At 68.1% G+C, this 16,898-nt stretch carries 12 protein-coding genes; 5 read left to right on the forward strand and 7 right to left on the reverse strand.

What is annotated here, in order from left to right; translation table 11 throughout:
* Window positions 1-2: 2 nt before the first annotated feature.
* The 5 genes from ACZY1G_RS25040 to ACZY1G_RS25060 are packed head-to-tail and all read left to right on the forward strand — an operon-like array spanning window position 3 to window position 6,085.
* Entirely contained in the window at window positions 3-1,460 is a 1,458-nt protein-coding gene (locus ACZY1G_RS25040; protein ID WP_463823905.1) for a cytochrome ubiquinol oxidase subunit I, read from the forward strand.
* Between the two features lie 15 nt (window positions 1,461-1,475).
* Window positions 1,476-2,516 carry a cytochrome d ubiquinol oxidase subunit II gene (gene cydB, locus ACZY1G_RS25045; protein ID WP_463823906.1) on the forward strand — a complete coding sequence of 347 codons (1,041 nt, stop codon included), beginning with the start codon at window positions 1,476-1,478 and terminating at the stop codon, window positions 2,514-2,516.
* 53 nt (window positions 2,517-2,569) lie between these two features.
* On the forward strand, window positions 2,570-4,135 hold the full coding sequence (cydD, locus tag ACZY1G_RS25050) for a thiol reductant ABC exporter subunit CydD (protein WP_463823984.1): 1,566 nt from the start codon (window positions 2,570-2,572) through the stop codon (window positions 4,133-4,135).
* Complete coding sequence (locus ACZY1G_RS25055; protein WP_463823907.1) at window positions 4,122-5,579, forward strand: ATP-binding cassette domain-containing protein; 1,458 nt, start codon at window positions 4,122-4,124, stop codon at window positions 5,577-5,579. Before cydD ends, ACZY1G_RS25055 begins: the two co-directional genes overlap by 14 nt.
* Complete coding sequence (locus ACZY1G_RS25060) at window positions 5,576-6,085, forward strand: DUF4190 domain-containing protein (protein ID WP_463817932.1); 510 nt, start codon at window positions 5,576-5,578, stop codon at window positions 6,083-6,085. The genes ACZY1G_RS25055 and ACZY1G_RS25060 overlap by 4 nt, the downstream gene beginning before the upstream one ends.
* On the opposite strand, the gene ACZY1G_RS25065 is transcribed toward ACZY1G_RS25060, so the two are convergent.
* From ACZY1G_RS25065 to ACZY1G_RS25095, 7 genes are all read right to left on the reverse strand, one after another.
* Window positions 6,075-6,953 (reverse strand): acyl-CoA thioesterase domain-containing protein, encoded by an 879-nt coding sequence (locus tag ACZY1G_RS25065; RefSeq protein WP_463817931.1) that lies wholly within the window; start codon window positions 6,951-6,953, stop codon window positions 6,075-6,077. The genes ACZY1G_RS25060 and ACZY1G_RS25065 overlap by 11 nt on opposite strands.
* Window positions 6,954-6,967: 14 nt before the next feature.
* Entirely contained in the window at window positions 6,968-8,386 is a 1,419-nt protein-coding gene (gene pyk, locus ACZY1G_RS25070) for a pyruvate kinase (RefSeq protein WP_463817930.1), read from the reverse strand.
* Between the two features lie 27 nt (window positions 8,387-8,413).
* On the reverse strand, window positions 8,414-9,922 hold the full coding sequence (locus ACZY1G_RS25075; RefSeq protein WP_463817929.1) for a glutamate synthase subunit beta: 1,509 nt from the start codon (window positions 9,920-9,922) through the stop codon (window positions 8,414-8,416).
* Complete coding sequence (gltB, locus tag ACZY1G_RS25080; RefSeq protein ID WP_463823908.1) at window positions 9,915-14,456, reverse strand: glutamate synthase large subunit; 4,542 nt, start codon at window positions 14,454-14,456, stop codon at window positions 9,915-9,917. Before gltB ends, ACZY1G_RS25075 begins: the two co-directional genes overlap by 8 nt.
* A gap of 84 nt (window positions 14,457-14,540) precedes the next feature.
* Entirely contained in the window at window positions 14,541-14,954 is a 414-nt protein-coding gene (locus ACZY1G_RS25085; RefSeq protein ID WP_463817927.1) for a DUF2752 domain-containing protein, read from the reverse strand.
* Window positions 14,944-15,372: an NINE protein gene (locus ACZY1G_RS25090; protein ID WP_463823909.1), complete on the reverse strand. Its 429-nt coding sequence runs from the start codon at window positions 15,370-15,372 to the stop codon at window positions 14,944-14,946. The genes ACZY1G_RS25085 and ACZY1G_RS25090 overlap by 11 nt, the downstream gene beginning before the upstream one ends.
* A 25-nt stretch (window positions 15,373-15,397) precedes the next feature.
* A complete protein-coding gene (locus ACZY1G_RS25095) occupies window positions 15,398-16,822 on the reverse strand; it encodes an HNH endonuclease signature motif containing protein (RefSeq protein WP_463823910.1) in 1,425 nt (474 codons plus the stop codon).
* Window positions 16,823-16,898 lie beyond the last annotated feature (76 nt).

The following is a 16,898-nucleotide window of genomic DNA, read 5'->3' on the forward strand; positions in this document are numbered from 1 at the left end:
ACATGGACGCATTGGACGTCTCGCGGTGGCAGTTCGGCATCACGACCGTCTACCACTTCATCTTCGTCCCTCTCACCATCGGTTTGGCGCCGCTGATCGCCGTCATGCAGACGGTCTGGCACGTCACCGGCACCACGGCCTGGTACCGGCTCACGAAGTTCTTCGGAAAGCTTTTCCTGATCAACTTCGCGATCGGCGTCGCCACCGGCATCGTCCAGGAGTTCCAGTTCGGCATGAACTGGAGCGAGTACTCGAAGTTCGTCGGCGACATCTTCGGCGCGCCACTGGCGTTCGAAGGTCTGATCGCCTTTTTCTTCGAATCGACCTTCATCGGCTTGTGGATCTTCGGCTGGAGCCGACTGCCTCGCGCGCTGCACCTGGCGTGCATCTGGATCGTCGCCTTCGGTGTCAACGCCTCGGCGTTCTTCATCATCGCCGCGAACTCGTTCATGCAGCATCCCGTCGGCGCGAAGTTCAACCCCGAGACCGGCCGCGCCGAGCTGACCGACTTCGCCGCACTGCTGACCAACAACACCGCGATCTGGGCGTTCCTGCACGCCGTCACCGGCGCCTTCCTGACTGCCGGCGCGTTCGTCGCCGGCGTCTCGGCCTGGTTGATGGTGCGCTCGCAGCGCTCTGACGGCCCCGCAGACAGCCGCGCGATGTACCGGCCCGCCGCGATGCTCGGCTCGGTCGTGGCGCTCGTCGCGGCCGGCGGCTTGTTCTTCACCGGCGACATCCAGGGCAAGCTGATGTTCGTCCAGCAGCCGATGAAGATGGCCTCGGCCGAATCGTTGTGCCACACCGAGACCGACCCCATGTTCTCGGTCCTGACCGTCGGCACCCACAACAACTGTGACAGCGTCAGCCACCTCATCGAGGTGCCCTACGTGCTGCCGTTCCTGGCGGAGAGCAAGTTCAGCGGGGTGACGCTGCAGGGCGTGCAAGATCTCCAGGAGCAGTACCAGGAGAAGTTCGGGCCCGGCGACTACCGACCCAACTTGTTCGTCACCTACTGGGCGTTCCGCGCCATGATCGGTCTGCTCATGGTCCCCGCCGCGTTCGCCCTCGCCACGTTGTGGCTGACCCGGCGCGGACGCATTCCCGACCAGCGCTGGTACGGCCGCTTCGGCATCCTGACCATTCCGGCGCCGTTCCTGGCGAACTCGGCCGGCTGGGTGTTCACCGAGATGGGCCGCCAACCGTGGGTGGTGGTACCCAACCCGACGGGCGACCAGATGGTGCGAATGACGGTGCAGGACGGCGTCTCCGGGCACTCCGTGGGTTTGGTGCTGTTCTCTCTGGGCACCTTCACGCTCCTCTACGGCGCTCTGGCGGTGGTCTGGTTCTGGCTGATGCGCCGCTACGTCGTCGAGGGTCCCCAGGACCACGATTCGGAACCGGCCCCGCCCGCCCCACCCAGCTCCGAAGACGTCGCTCCCCTGTCGTTCGCCTACTGAGAGGACGCGAAAACCATGGGACTGCAAGAACTCTGGTTCTTCCTCATCGCGGCGCTGTTCCTCGGCTTCCTGGTCCTGGAAGGGTTCGACTTCGGCGTCGGCATGCTGATGATCCCGTTCGGCGCGGTCGGACAGGGCGATTCGGAGCAGCATCGCCGGGCCGCGCTGAACACGATCGGACCGGTGTGGGACGCCAACGAGGTCTGGCTGATCACTGCGGGCGCAGCGATGTTCGCCGCGTTCCCGGTCTGGTACGCGACGGTGTTCTCCTCGCTCTACCTGCCCCTGCTGGCGATCTTGGTCGGCATGATCCTGCGTGTCGTCGGCATCGAATGGCGCGGCAAGATCGACGATCCCCGGTGGCGCGGCTGGGCCGACATCGGCATCGCGGCCGGGTCCTGGCTACCCGCCATCCTCTGGGGTGTCGCGTTCGCCGTCCTGGTGCAGGGCCTCCCGATCGACGCCGACGGGCGTTCGCAGGCCACGCTGACCGACGTCGTCAGCGTCTACACACTGCTCGGCGGGCTCGCGACCGCGTCGCTGTTCGCGTTCTACGGCGCAGTGTTCGTGGCGTTGAAGACCTCAGGCCCGGTGCGCGAGGACGCCTTCCGGTTCGGCCGCATCCTGTCCGCCCCCGCGGTCGTGCTCGCCGGCGGGTTCGGCTTGTGGACACAGCTGGCACACGGAAAGTCGTGGACCTGGTGGGCGCTGGCGGTCGCGGTGGTCGCACTTCTGGGCGCCGTCGCGCTGATGTGGCGCGGTGAGCGCGAGGGCCGGGCATTCGTCGCGACGATGATCGTCGTGGCTGCAGTCGCGGTGCTGCTGTTCGGCTCGATGTACCCGAACCTGTTGCCCTCCACGCTGAATCCCGACTGGAACGTGACCATCTACAACGGCTCGTCGACGCCGTACACGCTGAAGATCATGAGCTGGGCGTCGCTGACGCTGCTCCCCCTCGTCATGGGGTACCAGGCGTGGACGTACTGGGTGTTCCGCCAGCGCATCACCGCCGCGGCCATTCCGGCCTCCATCGGATTGACGAGGCACACGTCCTGACGACGAGTTCGCGTGCCCCGATCGACCCGCGGCTGTGGCGGGTCTCGGTGGCGATGCGCCGGTTCCTGGTCGCCACCACCGTGTGCGGGGTGGTGATCGCCGGCGCCACGATCGGATCGGCTGTGGTGCTCGCCGGCCTGGTCGCCCGGATCATCACCGACCCGGCGTCCCGGACCGTCGGTGCGCTGGCCGCCCCGATCACGCTGCTGGCCGCGCTGTGGATCGTCCGCGTCCTGACGCAGTGGCAGCAGGGTCGGCTGGCACAGCACGGCGCCAGCGACGTCATCGCCGACCTGAGTGACCAGGTGCTGCGCGCCGCAACGGACGCACCCCCGCGGGAGCTGGCGCGGCGCCGCGACGACGCGGCCGCCGTCATCACCCGTGGACTCGACGGTCTCCGTGTGTATTTCACCGCCTACCTGCCGTCGCTGTTCCTCGCGGCGATCCTGACCCCCGCCACCGTCGTCGTTATCGCGTTCGTGGATTGGCAGGCCGCGGCGATCGTGCTCGTCGCCCTGCCGCTGGTCCCGATCTTCATGATCCTCATCGGTCTGGCCACCGAGGACCGGTCGGCGGCGGCACTGGCCGCGATGACCACGCTGCAGGCCCGCCTGCTGGATCTCGTCGCGGGACTGCCGACGCTGCGGGCATTGGGCCGCGCCGAGGGGGCGATCGCGAAGGTCGCCGAACTGAGTGCGGCGCATCGCCGTTCGGCGATGGCCACGATGCGCATCGCGTTCCTGTCCGCGCTCGTGCTCGAACTGCTGGCCACTCTCGGGGTGGCCCTGGTGGCAGTCAGCGTCGGAATGCGACTGGTGTACGGCCACATTCCGCTGGCGACCGCGCTGACCGCGTTGCTGCTCGCCCCCGAGGTGTTCTGGCCGCTGCGCCGGGTGGGTGCGGCCTTCCACAGCGCACAGGACGGCAAGACCGCAGTGCAGGCCGCGTTCGCGTTCCTCGACTCCGTCCAGCCGTCGCAGGCCGGCTCTCGCGTCCTCGACAGCGGCGCGGTCACCATCGCGGTGGGCAGGCCCGCCTTACTCGCCGAACCGGGCCGGATCACCGTCCTGACAGGACCCAACGGGTGCGGCAAGTCGACACTGCTGCAGGCCGTGCTCGGACTCGATCAGGCATCGGATGCCCGCGTGCGGATCGACGGTGTCGACGTCGCCGACCTCGACCCGACGTGGTGGTGGCGCCAGGTCGCGTGGCTGGCGCACCGCCCTGTCGTGATCCCCGGCACCGTGCGCGAGAACCTCGAGCTCTTCGGGCCACTGCCCGATCTCGAGAATGCCTGTCGCGCAGCATGTTTCGATAACGTGCTCGCTGACCTGCCCGACGGCCTGGACACCAGGATCGGGCAGAACGGGGTCGGCCTGTCACTGGGACAGCGTCAGCGGCTGGGGCTGGCCCGCGTCCTGGGCTCGCCGGCGCCGGTGCTGCTGCTCGACGAACCCACCGCACATCTCGACGAGCAGACCGAACACGCTGTGCTGGCGGCGATCCGCACCCGCGCCACCGACGGTGCGACGGTCGTCGTGGTGGGGCACCGCGACACGGTGCTGGCGATCGGCGACAGCGTCATCGACATGGGGGTGCCTGCACATGTGGGTGTATGACCTGCTGCGACCGCGTCTGTCACGCCTGCTGCTGGCGATCGCCTTCGGCATCCTCTCGCTCGGCAGCGCGCTGGCCCTGGCCGGGGTGTCGGCGTGGTTGATCACGCGCGCATGGCAGATGCCCCCCGTCCTGGACCTGACGATCGCCGTCGTCGCCGTGCGTGCCTTCGGGATCTCCCGCGGCGTGTTCGGCTACTGCGAACGGCTGGCCTCCCATGACACCGCGTTGCGAGCCGCCGCCTCGGCCCGCGAACGCGTGTTCGCGCGGTTGGCCGCCGTCCCGGACGACGACGTGACCCGAAGGCACAGCGGCGATCTCGTCGCCCGCATCGGCGCCGGCGTCGACGACGTGGCCGACGTGCTGGTGCGTGCCGTCGTGCCGATGTGCGTCGCCGGCGTTCTCGGGATCGCCGCCGTGATCACCGTGGGACTGATCTCCCCGACCGCGGCAGCCATGCTCGCCGCCAGCCTCCTGCTCGCAGGCGTGGCCGCTCCAGCGGTGGCAGCGCGTGCCACCCGGCAGGCTGAAGCCGTTGCTGCGCAAAACCATTCCGACCGCGACACGGCAGCGCTCCTCGCACTGGAGCATGCGGCCGAGCTGAGGGTCGCCGGCCGCCTCCCCGGTATCCTCGCCAACGCCGCCGCCCAGCAGCGGCGCTGGGGGCATGCGATCGACCGCGCGGCCGCACCGGCAGCCGTCGCCGCAGCGGCCCCCGCCGCAGCCACCGGCATCAGCGTGCTCGGCGCGCTGATGGCCGGTATTGCGCTGGCACACACCGTCGCCCCGACCACGCTGGCCGTCCTGATGCTGCTGCCGCTGTCGGCTTTCGAGGCGACGGCGGCCCTGCCTGCTGCTGCGGTCACCGTGAGCAGGGCACGCGTCGCCGCCCGGCGCCTGAGGGCGCTCACCGAAGCGGACGACATCACGCGCCGCCGCCCCGACGTCGCCACCCTGCACGTCGAACGCGGAGACCGCATCGCCGTCGTCGGGCCGAGCGGCTGCGGGAAGACCACCCTGTTGATGCGCACCGCGGGCACGTTCTTCGCCGAGGACGCCCACCTGTTCGCCACCACGGTGCGCGACAACCTGCTGGTGGCCCGCGGCGACGCGAGCAACGCGGAACTGACCGACGCGCTGACCCGGGTCGGGCTGGGCCCCTGGCTCGCCGGCCTGCCCGACGGGCTGTCGACGGTGCTCGTGGGAGGAGCGGCCTCGATGTCGGCCGGCCAGCGCCGACGACTGCTGCTGGCGCGGGCGTTGATCTGCACCGCGCCGACCGTGCTGCTCGACGAGCCCACCGAGCATCTCGACCGCTCCGACGCCGAGACACTGCTGTCCGACATCCTCGCCCCGTCAGGCCTGTTCGGCGCCGAGCGCACCGTCGTCGTCGCCACTCATCATCTGCCGGAATCTCTGAACGTCCGGGTAATCTCACCGGCATGAGCGACGCACCGCCCCCTCCGCCGCCGCCGTACGGACCACCTCCCTACGGGCCGCCGCCGCAATACGGCAACTACGGGGGCTACGGCGGTTACGGGGGTCATCCCGGCGGCCCGCCGCCCGCGTCGGCACCCAAGAACGGATTGGGCACCACCGCACTGATTCTCGCGATCGTCGGCGTCGTGCTGTGCTGGTCGATCGCCGGCGGGATCGTGCTGGGACTCAGCGCGGTCATCATCGGATTCATCGCCCGCGGCAGGGTCAAGCGCGGCGAAGCGACCAACGGCGGCGTCGCGACCGCCGGCATCGTGCTCGGTGCCGTCTCCATCGTCGCCGCACTCGTGTTCATCCCGATCTACATCGGGCTCTTCGACCAGGTCGGCGGAACCGACTACGTCGACTGCCTGAGCCGCGCCGGCAACGACAACTCGGCCGTCGAGCAGTGCGCCGAGGACTTCCAGCGGCGCGTCGAAGATCAGTTCTCGGTGACGGTGACGCCTACCCGGTAGTCCGGGCCGGGAAGTACTTCACGATCCCCTCCTGCACGACCGTGGCCAGCAGCTGCCCCGACCGGTCGAAGAAGTGCCCGGAACCCAGGCCGCGCGACTCAGCCGCCACCGGCGAGGTGGTCGAGTACAGCACCCAGTCGTCGAAGTGCACCGGTCGGTGGAACCACATCGAATGGTTCGTCGTCACGGCGAAGATCCTGTCGTGGCCCCAGGACAAACCGTGTGTGGTGATGATCGAATCCAGCACGGTGGTGTCCGACGAATAGACCAGCGCCGCAGCGTGCAGGACAGGATCGTCGGGCATGGCGCCGCGGGCGGTCATCCATACGCGGTTGTGCGGCAGTTGGTCACCCTTGTCCCGCATGATCCAGGCCGGGTCGTTGGTGTAGCGCCACTCGATCGGCCGCAGCGCGTTGGCGAAGTGCGGCACGACCTCTTCGTAGCCGCCCAGCAGCTCGTCGATCGGCGGCACGTCCAGCGGTTCGGCCACCTCGGGCGCCGTCGCCCCGTGCTCGAGTCCCTTGCCGCCGGCCAGATAGGACACCAGCGCGGTGGTCAGAAGCGCCCCGTCCTGCATGACGTCGACCCGCCGGTTGGCGAAGCGGCGCTCGTCCCGCAGGCGCACCACGTGGAACTCGAGGTCCTTCTCGGGATCGCCGCCGGCGATGAAGTGCACCGACAGCGTGCTCGGCGGGACGGGATGGCTCAGCGTGCGGCCCGCCGCGACGAACGCCTGGGCCATCATCTGCCCGCCGAACGTGCGAACCGGGTTCTTGCTCGGGTGGCGGCCCGTGAAGAGGTCCGAGGTGTGTCCGCCGACCCGCGTCAGGTCGAGTACTGCCAGCAGTTCATCGAAGTCTGCTGACACGCAACCCCCTGGGTCTAGACGTCGTCCTCGCCGATGCGGTGGACGTGAATGAGATTCGTCGACCCTACTGTGCCGGGAGGCGCACCCGCGACGATGACCACCAGATCACCGCGCTTGTAGCGACCCAACTCGAGCATCGACTTGTCCACCTGCCGGATCATGCCGTCCGTGGTCTGGATGTGCGGCACGATGAACGTCTCGGTACCCCAGGTCAACGCGAGCTGGCTGCGCACCTCGGGTAGCGCTGTGAACGCGAGCACCGGCAGCGGGGTGTGCAAGCGGGCCAGCCGGCGCACGGTGTCACCGGACTGGGTGAACGCGACGAGAGCCTTGGCGTCCAGGCGCTCACCGATGTCGCGGGCGGCGTAGGAGATCACGCCGCGCTTGGTGCGTGGCACGTGGGTCAGCGGCGGGGCCGCCACCGAGTTCTCCTCCACTGCGGAGATGATGCGGGCCATGGTGCGCACCGTCTCGAACGGCCACTTGCCGACCGATGTCTCGCCCGAGAGCATCACCGCATCGGCGCCGTCGAGCACGGCGTTCGCCACGTCGGACGCCTCGGCCCGGGTGGGCCGGGAGTTCTCGATCATCGACTCCAGCATCTGCGTGGCCACGATGACGGGCTTGGCGTTCTCCCGCGCCATCTGGATGGCGCGCTTCTGCACCAGCGGCACCTCTTCGAGCGGCAGCTCGACACCCAGATCGCCGCGGGCGACCATGATCGCGTCGAACGCGAGCACGATGGCCTCGAGGTTGTCGATCGCTTCCGGCTTCTCCAGCTTCGCGATGACCGGGACACGCCGCCCGACTCGGTCCATCACCTCGTGCACGAGTTCGACATCGGCCGGCGACCGCACGAACGACAGCGCGACCAGGTCGACGCCGAGGCGCAGAGCGAACTCCAGGTCCTCGATGTCCTTCTCGGACAGGGGCGGCGCGGAGACGTTCATCCCCGGCAGCGACATCCCCTTGTTGTTACTGACCTTGCCGCCCTCGGTGACCGTGCAGACGACGTCGTTGCCGTCGATGTGCTCGACCACCAGACCGACGTTGCCGTCGTCGACCAGCACCCGGTTTCCCGGCGCCGCGTCCTGGGCCAGCCGCTTGTAGGTCGTCGACACCCGATCGTGGGTGCCTTCGCAGTCCTCGACGGTGATGCGCACCGTCTCGCCGTTCTCCCACACCGTCGGGCCGTCGGCGAAACGACCGAGGCGGATCTTGGGGCCTTGCAGGTCGGCGAGGATGCCGACGGCGTGCCCGGTGCGATCCGATGCCATCCGGACCCGCTTGTAGTTGGCCTCGTGATCGGGGTAGTCACCGTGGCTGAAATTCAGCCGGGCGACGTCCATGCCCGCCTCGACGAGCTTGCGGACCGCATCTTCGGTGGCCGTGGCCGGACCCAACGTACAGACGATTTTTCCGCGTCTACTCACGGATGCCGAGCATAGTCGTTAATCGATTCAGATGACGGCCAGCGGGAGCGCACCAGGCCTGACCGGCGCGGGAAGGTCCGTCTCACCCATCAGGAAAGCGTCGACCGCGGCGGCGGCACTGCGCCCCTCCGCGATCGCCCACACGATCAGCGACGCACCTCGGTGAGCGTCCCCGCAGACGAACACCCCGGGCGAGTCGGTCTGCCAGTCCTGCCCACAGCGCAGCGTGCCGCGCGGACTCAGCGTCAGACCAAGGCCGTCGAGCAGAGGCATGTGCTCCACGCCGTCGAACCCGATGGCCAGCAGCGCCAGGTCGCAGCGGATCTCCAGGCTGTCGCCCACCGGGGTGATCTGCCGCCGGCCCGACGCGTCACGCTCGACCTTGACCTCAGCGATCTCCAGCGCGCGCAGGTTGCCCTGCTCGTCACCGACGAACCGCTGGACGGCGACCTGGTAGCGACGCTCCCCGCCCTCGGCATGTGCCGGGGAGAGCCGGGTGCGCAGAACCACCGGCCACATGGGCCAAGGCGCACTGGACTCGTCGCGATACTCCGGCGGCTCGGGGTTGTAGTCGAGTTGGGTCACCGACGCCGCACCCTGCCGGTGCGCGGTGCCCAGGCAGTCCGCGCCGGTGTCGCCGCCGCCGATGATCACCACGTGCTTGCCCTCGGCCGAGATCGTGCTGGGACCGTCGCCCTCACACTCCTTGTTCGCGGGCACCAGATGCTCCATGGCCAAGTGCACACCCGCCAGATCGCGCCCCTCCACCGCGTTGTCGCGGGCCCGCAACGCGCCGACGGCGAGCACGACCGCGCCGTACTGGGCGCGCAAGGCATCGATGGTCACGTCGACGCCGACCTCACATTCGGTGACGAAACGCGTTCCCTCCGCCCGCATCTGGGCCAGCCGCTGGTTCAGCGTGGCCTTCTCGAGCTTGTACTCGGGGATGCCGTACCGCATCAGGCCGCCGATGCGGTCGTCGCGTTCGTAGACCGTCACGTCGTGTCCGGCGCGCGTGAGTTGTTGGGCCGCAGCCAATCCGGCCGGTCCGGACCCCACCACGGCCACCCGCTTGCCGGTCGCGATCGCCGCCGGCTGCGGTTCCACGATGCCGTCCATCCAGGCCTGATCGGCGATGGTCTGCTCGATACGCTTGATCGTGACGCTACCGCCGGTCTTCTCTTCGGCGATCGACAGCACGCAGGCGACCTCGCACGGGGCGGGACAGAGCCGGCCCGTGAATTCCGGGAAGTTGTTGGTGGCGTGCAGACGCTCACTGGCGGCATCCCAGCGCTCGCGCCTCACCAGATCGTTCCACTCGGGGATCAGATTGCCGAGCGGACAGCCAGCAGTTCCGCTGTGGCAGAACGGAATACCGCAATCCATACAGCGTCGCGCCTGCTGGGACACCTCACCGGCGCGTTCGTGGGGATCCTGACGTTCGTACACCTCGCGCCAGTCACCAACGCGTTCGTCGACGGGCCGCTTGGCCGCCTCGACCTTCGCGACGTCCAGGAATCCGTACGGATCAGCCACGACTTGCCTCCATGATCGCTGCGTCGACGTCTCTGCCCTCGGCTTTGGCCATCCGGGTGGCCTGGAGCACGCGCTGGTAGTCGCGCGGCATGATCTTGGTGAACTGCGCGCTGCGGCGGGGCCAATCCGACAGCAGCGACGTCGCGACCGTGCTGCCGGTGTGATGGGCATGGCAGGCGACGACGTCGCGCAGCCATGCCAGATCGACGCCGTCCGGCGTTTGCAGCTCGACCATATCGGTGTTGACACGCTGCGGGTCGAGGCCGAGCACGTAGGCGATGCCGCCCGACATGCCTGCGGCCATGTTCCGGCCGATCGGACCCAGAACCACCACCCGTCCCCCGGTCATGTACTCGCACGCATGGTCGCCCACGCCCTCGGTGACCGCCAGCGCCCCGGAGTTGCGTGCGGCGAACCGCTCCCCGACCCGTCCGCGCAGGAACACCTCGCCCGACGTGGCGCCGTAGAGCAGAGTGTTGCCGGCGATCACGTTGTCCTCGGGCAGGAACAGCACGTCGTCGTCGGGTCGGACGATGATGCGTCCGCCCGAAAGGCCCTTGCCGACATAGTCGTTCGCGTCACCGATCAGATTGATGGTGACCCCTGGCGGCAGGAACGCTCCGACGCTCTGGCCGGCCGATCCGGTCAGCGTGACGTGGATGGTGTCGTCGGGCAGTCCCTCGGCGCCGTAGCGGCGGGTGACCTCACTACCGAGCAGGGTGCCGACGGTGCGGTTGACGTTGCGCACCGGAAGTTCGAGCCGCACCGGGTGGGCGTCTTCGAGCGCCCCCTCGCACAGCTGGATCAGCGTGCGGTCCAATGCCTGCGCCAGACCGTGATCTTGGTCGCGCACGCGGCGGCGCTCGGTGTCAGTCGGTGGCACCGCGAAGATCGGGCTCAGGTCCAGGCCCTTGCTCTTCCAGTGCGCGACGCCGAGATCGGTGTCGAGCATCTCGGCATGTCCGACGGCTTCGTCGACGCTGCGGAAGCCGAGTTCGGCGAGATGCTTGCGAATGTCTTCGGCGATGAACTGGAAGAACGTCTCGACGAACTCGGGCTTGCCCGTGAATCGTGCACGCAGTTCAGGGTTCTGCGTCGCCACCCCGACGGGGCAGGTGTCGAGGTGACAGACGCGCATCATGATGCAGCCCGACACCACCAACGGCGCGGTGGCGAAGCCGAATTCCTCGGCGCCCAACAGCATGGCCACCATCACGTCCCGCGCGGTGCGCATCCCGCCGTCACATTGCACGGTGATGCGGTCGCGGAGTCCGTTGAGCATCAACGTCTGCTGGGTGTCGGCCAGCCCGATCTCCCAGGGCGCGCCGGCGTGCTTGAGGCTCGTCAACGGCGCCGCACCGGTGCCACCGTCGTATCCGGAGATCAGCACGACGTCGGCATGCGCCTTGGACACACCCGCGGCGACCGTGCCGACACCCACCGAGCTGACCAGCTTGACGTGGATGCGGGCGTCGGCGTTGGCGTTCTTCAGGTCGTGGATCAGCTGGGCGAGGTCCTCGATCGAGTAGATGTCGTGGTGCGGTGGCGGCGAGATGAGCCCCACCCCGGGCGTCGAGTGCCGGGTCTTGGCGATGTTGGGGTACACCTTGTAGCCCGGAAGTTGGCCGCCCTCACCGGGTTTGGCGCCCTGGGCCATCTTGATCTGGATGTCGGTGGCGTTCACCAGGTAGTCGCTGGTGACGCCGAATCGCCCTGAGGCCACCTGCTTGACCGCGCTGCGGCGCATCGGGTCATAGAGCCGGTCGGTGTCTTCGCCGCCCTCGCCACTGTTGGACCGGCCACCGAGGCGGTTCATCGCGACAGCCATCGTCTCGTGCGCTTCCGCGGAGATCGAGCCGTAGCTCATCGCACCGGTGTTGAAGCGCTTGACGATCTCGCTGGCGGGTTCGACCTCGTCGAGCGGCACGGGCGGGCGTATTCCCTCCTTGAACGCGAACAGCCCACGCAACGCGCCCCCCTCACGGGCGAGCCGGTTGACCTCCTCGGAGTACTTCTCGAATACTTCGTAGCGGCCGGTGCGAGTCGAATGCTGCAGCAGGAAAACGACTTCGGGGGTGAAGAGATGCAGCTCGCCTTCGCGGCGGAAGGCGTACTCGCCGCCCACCTCCAAGCGGCGGTGGACACGTTCGGTCGGGTTCTCCGGGTACGCGCGGCGGTGCCGCAGCTTCACCTCTTCGGCGATGACGTCGAGTCCGACACCGCCCAGTTGGGTCGGGGTCCCGGTGAAGTATTCGTCGATGACCTCCTTGTCGATGCCGACCGCCTCGAACGCCTGGGCACCGGTGTAGGAGGCCACCGTCGAGATCCCCATCTTGCTCATCACCTTCATCACGCCCTTGCCGAGCGCTTTGAGGTAATTTCTCACGGCGGTCGCGGTTTCGATCCCGGTGAGCTCGCCTTCGCGGATGAGGTCCTCGATGGATTCGAATGCCAGATAGGGGTTGACCGCGGCGGCGCCGAAACCGATCAGCATCGCGATGTGGTGGACCTCGCGGGCGTCGCCGGTCTCGACGACGAGCGCGACGGCGGTGCGCTGCTTGGTGCGCACCAGGTGGTGGTGGACCGCCGACACGGCGAGAAGGGACGGGATCGGCGCCTTGGTGTGGTCGGAGTCGCGATCGGAGATGACCAGTGTGCGAGCACCTTTGGCGATGGCGTCGCAGGCGCGGGTACGCAGATCCTCGAGAGCGTCGGCGAGCCCCTCACCACCGCGTTCGACGCGGTAGAGGGCTTTGAGCACGGCGGTGCGCAGCCCGGGATGCTCGCCGTCGTCGTTGATGTGCACGATCTTGTTGAGCTCGTCGTTGTCGAGCACCGGCCAGCCCAGGGTGATCTGACGGCACGAGGCGGCCGTCGGTTCGAGCAGGTTGTGCTCGGGGCCCATCACGCGCGACATCGAGGTGACGACCTCTTCTCGGATGGCGTCCAGCGGGGGGTTGGTGACCTGGGCGAAGAGTTCGACGAAGTAATCGTAGAGAGACTTGGATCGCTCGGAGAGCACCGCGGCCGGGGTGTCAGTGCCCATGGACCCCAGCGGCTCGCCACCCGAGGCCGCCATCGGGGTGAGCAGGATGCGCAGATCTTCCTCGGTGTAGCCGAAGCTGATCTGACGGCGGACCACCGAATCGTGATTGGGCGCTACGCGGACACGGTCTGACAGGGTCTTGATGTCGAGCAGTCCGGCGTGCAGCCACTCGCCGTACGGTTCGGCCGTCGCGAGGTCCTGCTTGATCTCGTCGTCGGAGACAATACGTCCGGCAGCGGTGTCGATCAGGAACATCTTCCCCGGCTGGAGCCGCCCCTTGGCGACGATCTGCGCCGACGGGACGTCGAGCACGCCGCTCTCACTGGCCAGGATCACACGGTCGTCGATGGTGCGCCACCAGCGGCCGGGCCGTAACCCGTTGCGGTCCAACACGGCTCCGACGAGGGTGCCGTCGGTGAAGGTGACACAGGCCGGGCCGTCCCAGGGTTCCATGAGCGAGGCGTGGTACCGCCAGAAGGCGCGCTCGGCGTCGTCCATCGTGGTGTTGTTCTCCCACGCCTCCGGGATCATCATCAGCACGGCGTGGGGCAGGGCGCGGCCGCCGAGATGGAGGAGTTCGAGGACCTCGTCGAACGATGCGGAATCGGACGCGTCGGGGGTGCACACCGGGGAGAGCCGGGCGAGGTCGCCGGGGATCGTCGCGCTGGCGAGCATGGCCTCGCGGGCGTGCATGCGGTTGCGATTGCCGCGCACGGTGTTGATCTCACCGTTGTGGGCGACGAAGCGGAAGGGGTGTGCGAGAGGCCAGGAGGGGAAGGTGTTGGTGGAGAAGCGGCTGTGCACGATCGCGATCGCACTGACGCAGCGTTCGTCACGCAGATCCGGAAAGTACTGCGGCAGTTGCAGTGTGGTGAGCATGCCCTTGTAGACCATGGTGCGGCTGGACAGCGACGGGAAGTAGACGCTGCCCCGTTCGGCGCGCTTGCGCAGGGGGTAGACGCGACGGTCGAGGTCGATTCCGCCGGCGCGCACGCCGTTGTGCTCCGGGGCGGCGACGAAGAGCTGTGACATGTGGGGCATACAACCCAGCGCTGTCTGACCGATTTCAGCGCCGTCCGGATCGACGGGCACCTCACGCCACCCGAGGATCTCGAGCCCCTCTTCCTCGGCGATGGCTTCGATGGTGGCGCGGGCTTCCGCTCGTTCGGCAAGCTCCTGCGGGAGGTAGCAGATGCCGGCCGCAAAGGTGTTGTCGCCGTTGGAATTCGGCTCCGGAAGATCGAAATCGGTGACCTGGTCGAGCATGTCGACCGGGAGTTGGATCAGGATGCCGGCACCGTCGCCGCTGTTGGGTTCGGCGCCCGCTGCGCCTCGGTGCTCGAGGTGCTCGAGGGCGATCAGCCCGTCGGTGACGATGCCGTGGGATCGGCGGCCCTGGATATCGGTCACCATGGCCACACCGCAGGAATCCGCCTCGCGGTCGGGGTGGTAGAGGCCCTGGGGTTCGGGCAATGCCGAGAACAGCATGAACGATGCTCCTCGCAGTCCTGATTCTTCGTGGTCAGGGACTGCAGCGGCCCGTCGAGCGATTGTATCAGCGTGGGTCGGTCGCTACCCGGCGAGAACGGTCGGGATGAGGGGGAAACCGGGCAGATTCCGGGCGACGGTCCACGCGATGGCCGTGACCGCGACCACGACCAGCAGGGGTGTGGTCGGCACCTGCTTGCCGCGGGCGCGTCGGCCGACGATGAAGGCCAGCAGGAGCGGCAGACCGATGAGGACGTAGGCGTTGTCGATCCAGGCCGCGGCGAGGTCACCGTGGAGGAGGTCGTGGGTCATGCGCAGGCCGCCGCAGGCAGGGCAGTTCCAACCGGTGAGTGCCTTGAACGGGCACGGCGGGAACACGAAGCTCGGGCTGTGCGGGTCACCGAGGCCGATGTAGGCGAGGCTGCCCAGTAGGGCCGCCCCCGTACCGAGCCCGATGAGCAGGCGGTTGTTGCCGGCTGTGCTCAGGCTAGGTGCCATCGCGCAGCGGACGCCCGTCCGGATCGCGCACCTTGTCGGTGAGGATCAGGACCGCGTCGATGATGCCCCAGATGACGGCCCCGATGCCGCAGGTGATGAGGCCCACGACGAGCTGGGCGACGCCGAGACCGGTGTAGCCGAGGTAGATGCGGCCGATGCCGACCAGGCCGAAGAGCCCCAACAGCTGCAACAAACCTGCCACCACTTTGGACTTCTCGGACAGCGGCTCCCCCGTCATCGGGTGCCGGCCGTACGGCGCGGAGGGATCCGTGTACGACGGCGGGTACTGCCCCACCGGCGGCGGGAATTGCCCAGGCGGAGGACCGTACTGCTGACCCGGGGGTGGGTAGCCGGGCTGCTGATATGGCGGCGGGTAGGGATTGCCGCCCGCGCTGCCACCGAATTGCGGCTCAGTCATGGCACAAGCATGCCAGACCGGCACCTCAGAACGGGGGCGGCTCGTCTGTCGCCGCGAGCCTGGCTTGTCGTTGTCGTTCGAGTTCGGCGTCGAGTTCGAGGCGTTGTCGCCGCTCCTGGGCGATACGCGCTCGACGATCCTGCTCGCGGGTTCTGGTGCGCATCGGCATCATCGCGGCGCGATCCGAGGACTCCGTCGGCGTCGCGATAGTGATCGTCGCCGTCGGTACGGCCAGCCCGGGGAACAACACGCCCCCGAACGCCTCGGTCGTGTACACGTGCCCCGTCGGCGACCGCAGCACGACCGACCCATCGGGGCGCTGCTCATCGGTCCAGCCGTTGACACCGGTGTAGAACGTCTTGATCAAATGATGCGTCCGACAAAAATGCTTGAGCCCCGACGGATGAGTCAGACCGAACGGCCACGGAATCGTATGGTCCACATCGCAACCCACCACCGGGCGATCACAACCCGGGAACCGACACGTCAAATCCCGCCACTGCAAGAAATCCCGCAGCGCGGCCGACGGCCGATACCCCGACTCCGCATCCGCACCGGGACGACGCACCGGCTTGACCGTCGCCGTCCTCGCTATCGTGCGCACCGACTCCGCGGGCAGCACACCGAACCCCGACAGATACCCCGGGCGAGCACCACCGCCCTCCAGCGTCTTCTGCTCAGCCAGCACATGAATCACCACCCGCGCCGCCGATTCCCGTACCGTCGCCGCGCTGCAGTCACTCGACCCGCACTGACACGCCAACGACCCCTCCAGCCGCCCCAGCGCACCCGCCGCGTCCGCGCGACGCTGCCGCTTCGACCGAGGATCATTCGGGCACACCGAGTCCGCGATCAGGTCCAGGCGTTGATCGATGGCATCAGCATCAGCAGCACCGAGCACCCCGCCGATCGTTGCCATGCCCGCCGCGTTGGGATGCGGCTCCACCTCGAGATAGCGGCTCTCCTCCACCATCGGCGGAACCCGCACCCCCGCAGGATCATGCTCCGCGACCCACATATCGATGCGATCCCGCAGTTTGGGCTTCGACAATCGCATCCACTTGTGCACCTGAGCGGCCAACGAACGATCCACAGCGGCCACCATCTCGTCGAGCACGTTGTCCGTTCGGGTGACGATGGTCTGCACCATCCGATAATCGATGTCACCCCGGGCGAAGACCGCGGCCACTGCCGGCAACCGCTCATACAGCGACACCGCCTGCCGCACCTGATGAATCGCCCGGTCACGACTGATGTTCTGCGCCGCCGACACCTCAGCCCCCACCGCTTCGAACACATCGGTGAACCAGAACTGCGCGTCCTCGTAATCACGGCACCGCCGCCGATACAACGACGCAACCGAACCCAAGCGCCGAGCAATCGCCGCCGACTCCGCACGCGCAGCAGCAGCCACGGTGTCGATCAGCACGGCCGGATCTTCGTCGAACATGTGTTCGATCTTACCGGGCTGGGATGGCACCCTTCGACGCAGATTTTTGCGCCTGTGGATAACTCAGTGGTGAGAG

The organism is Mycobacterium sp. IDUB_5 (assembly GCF_055419565.1).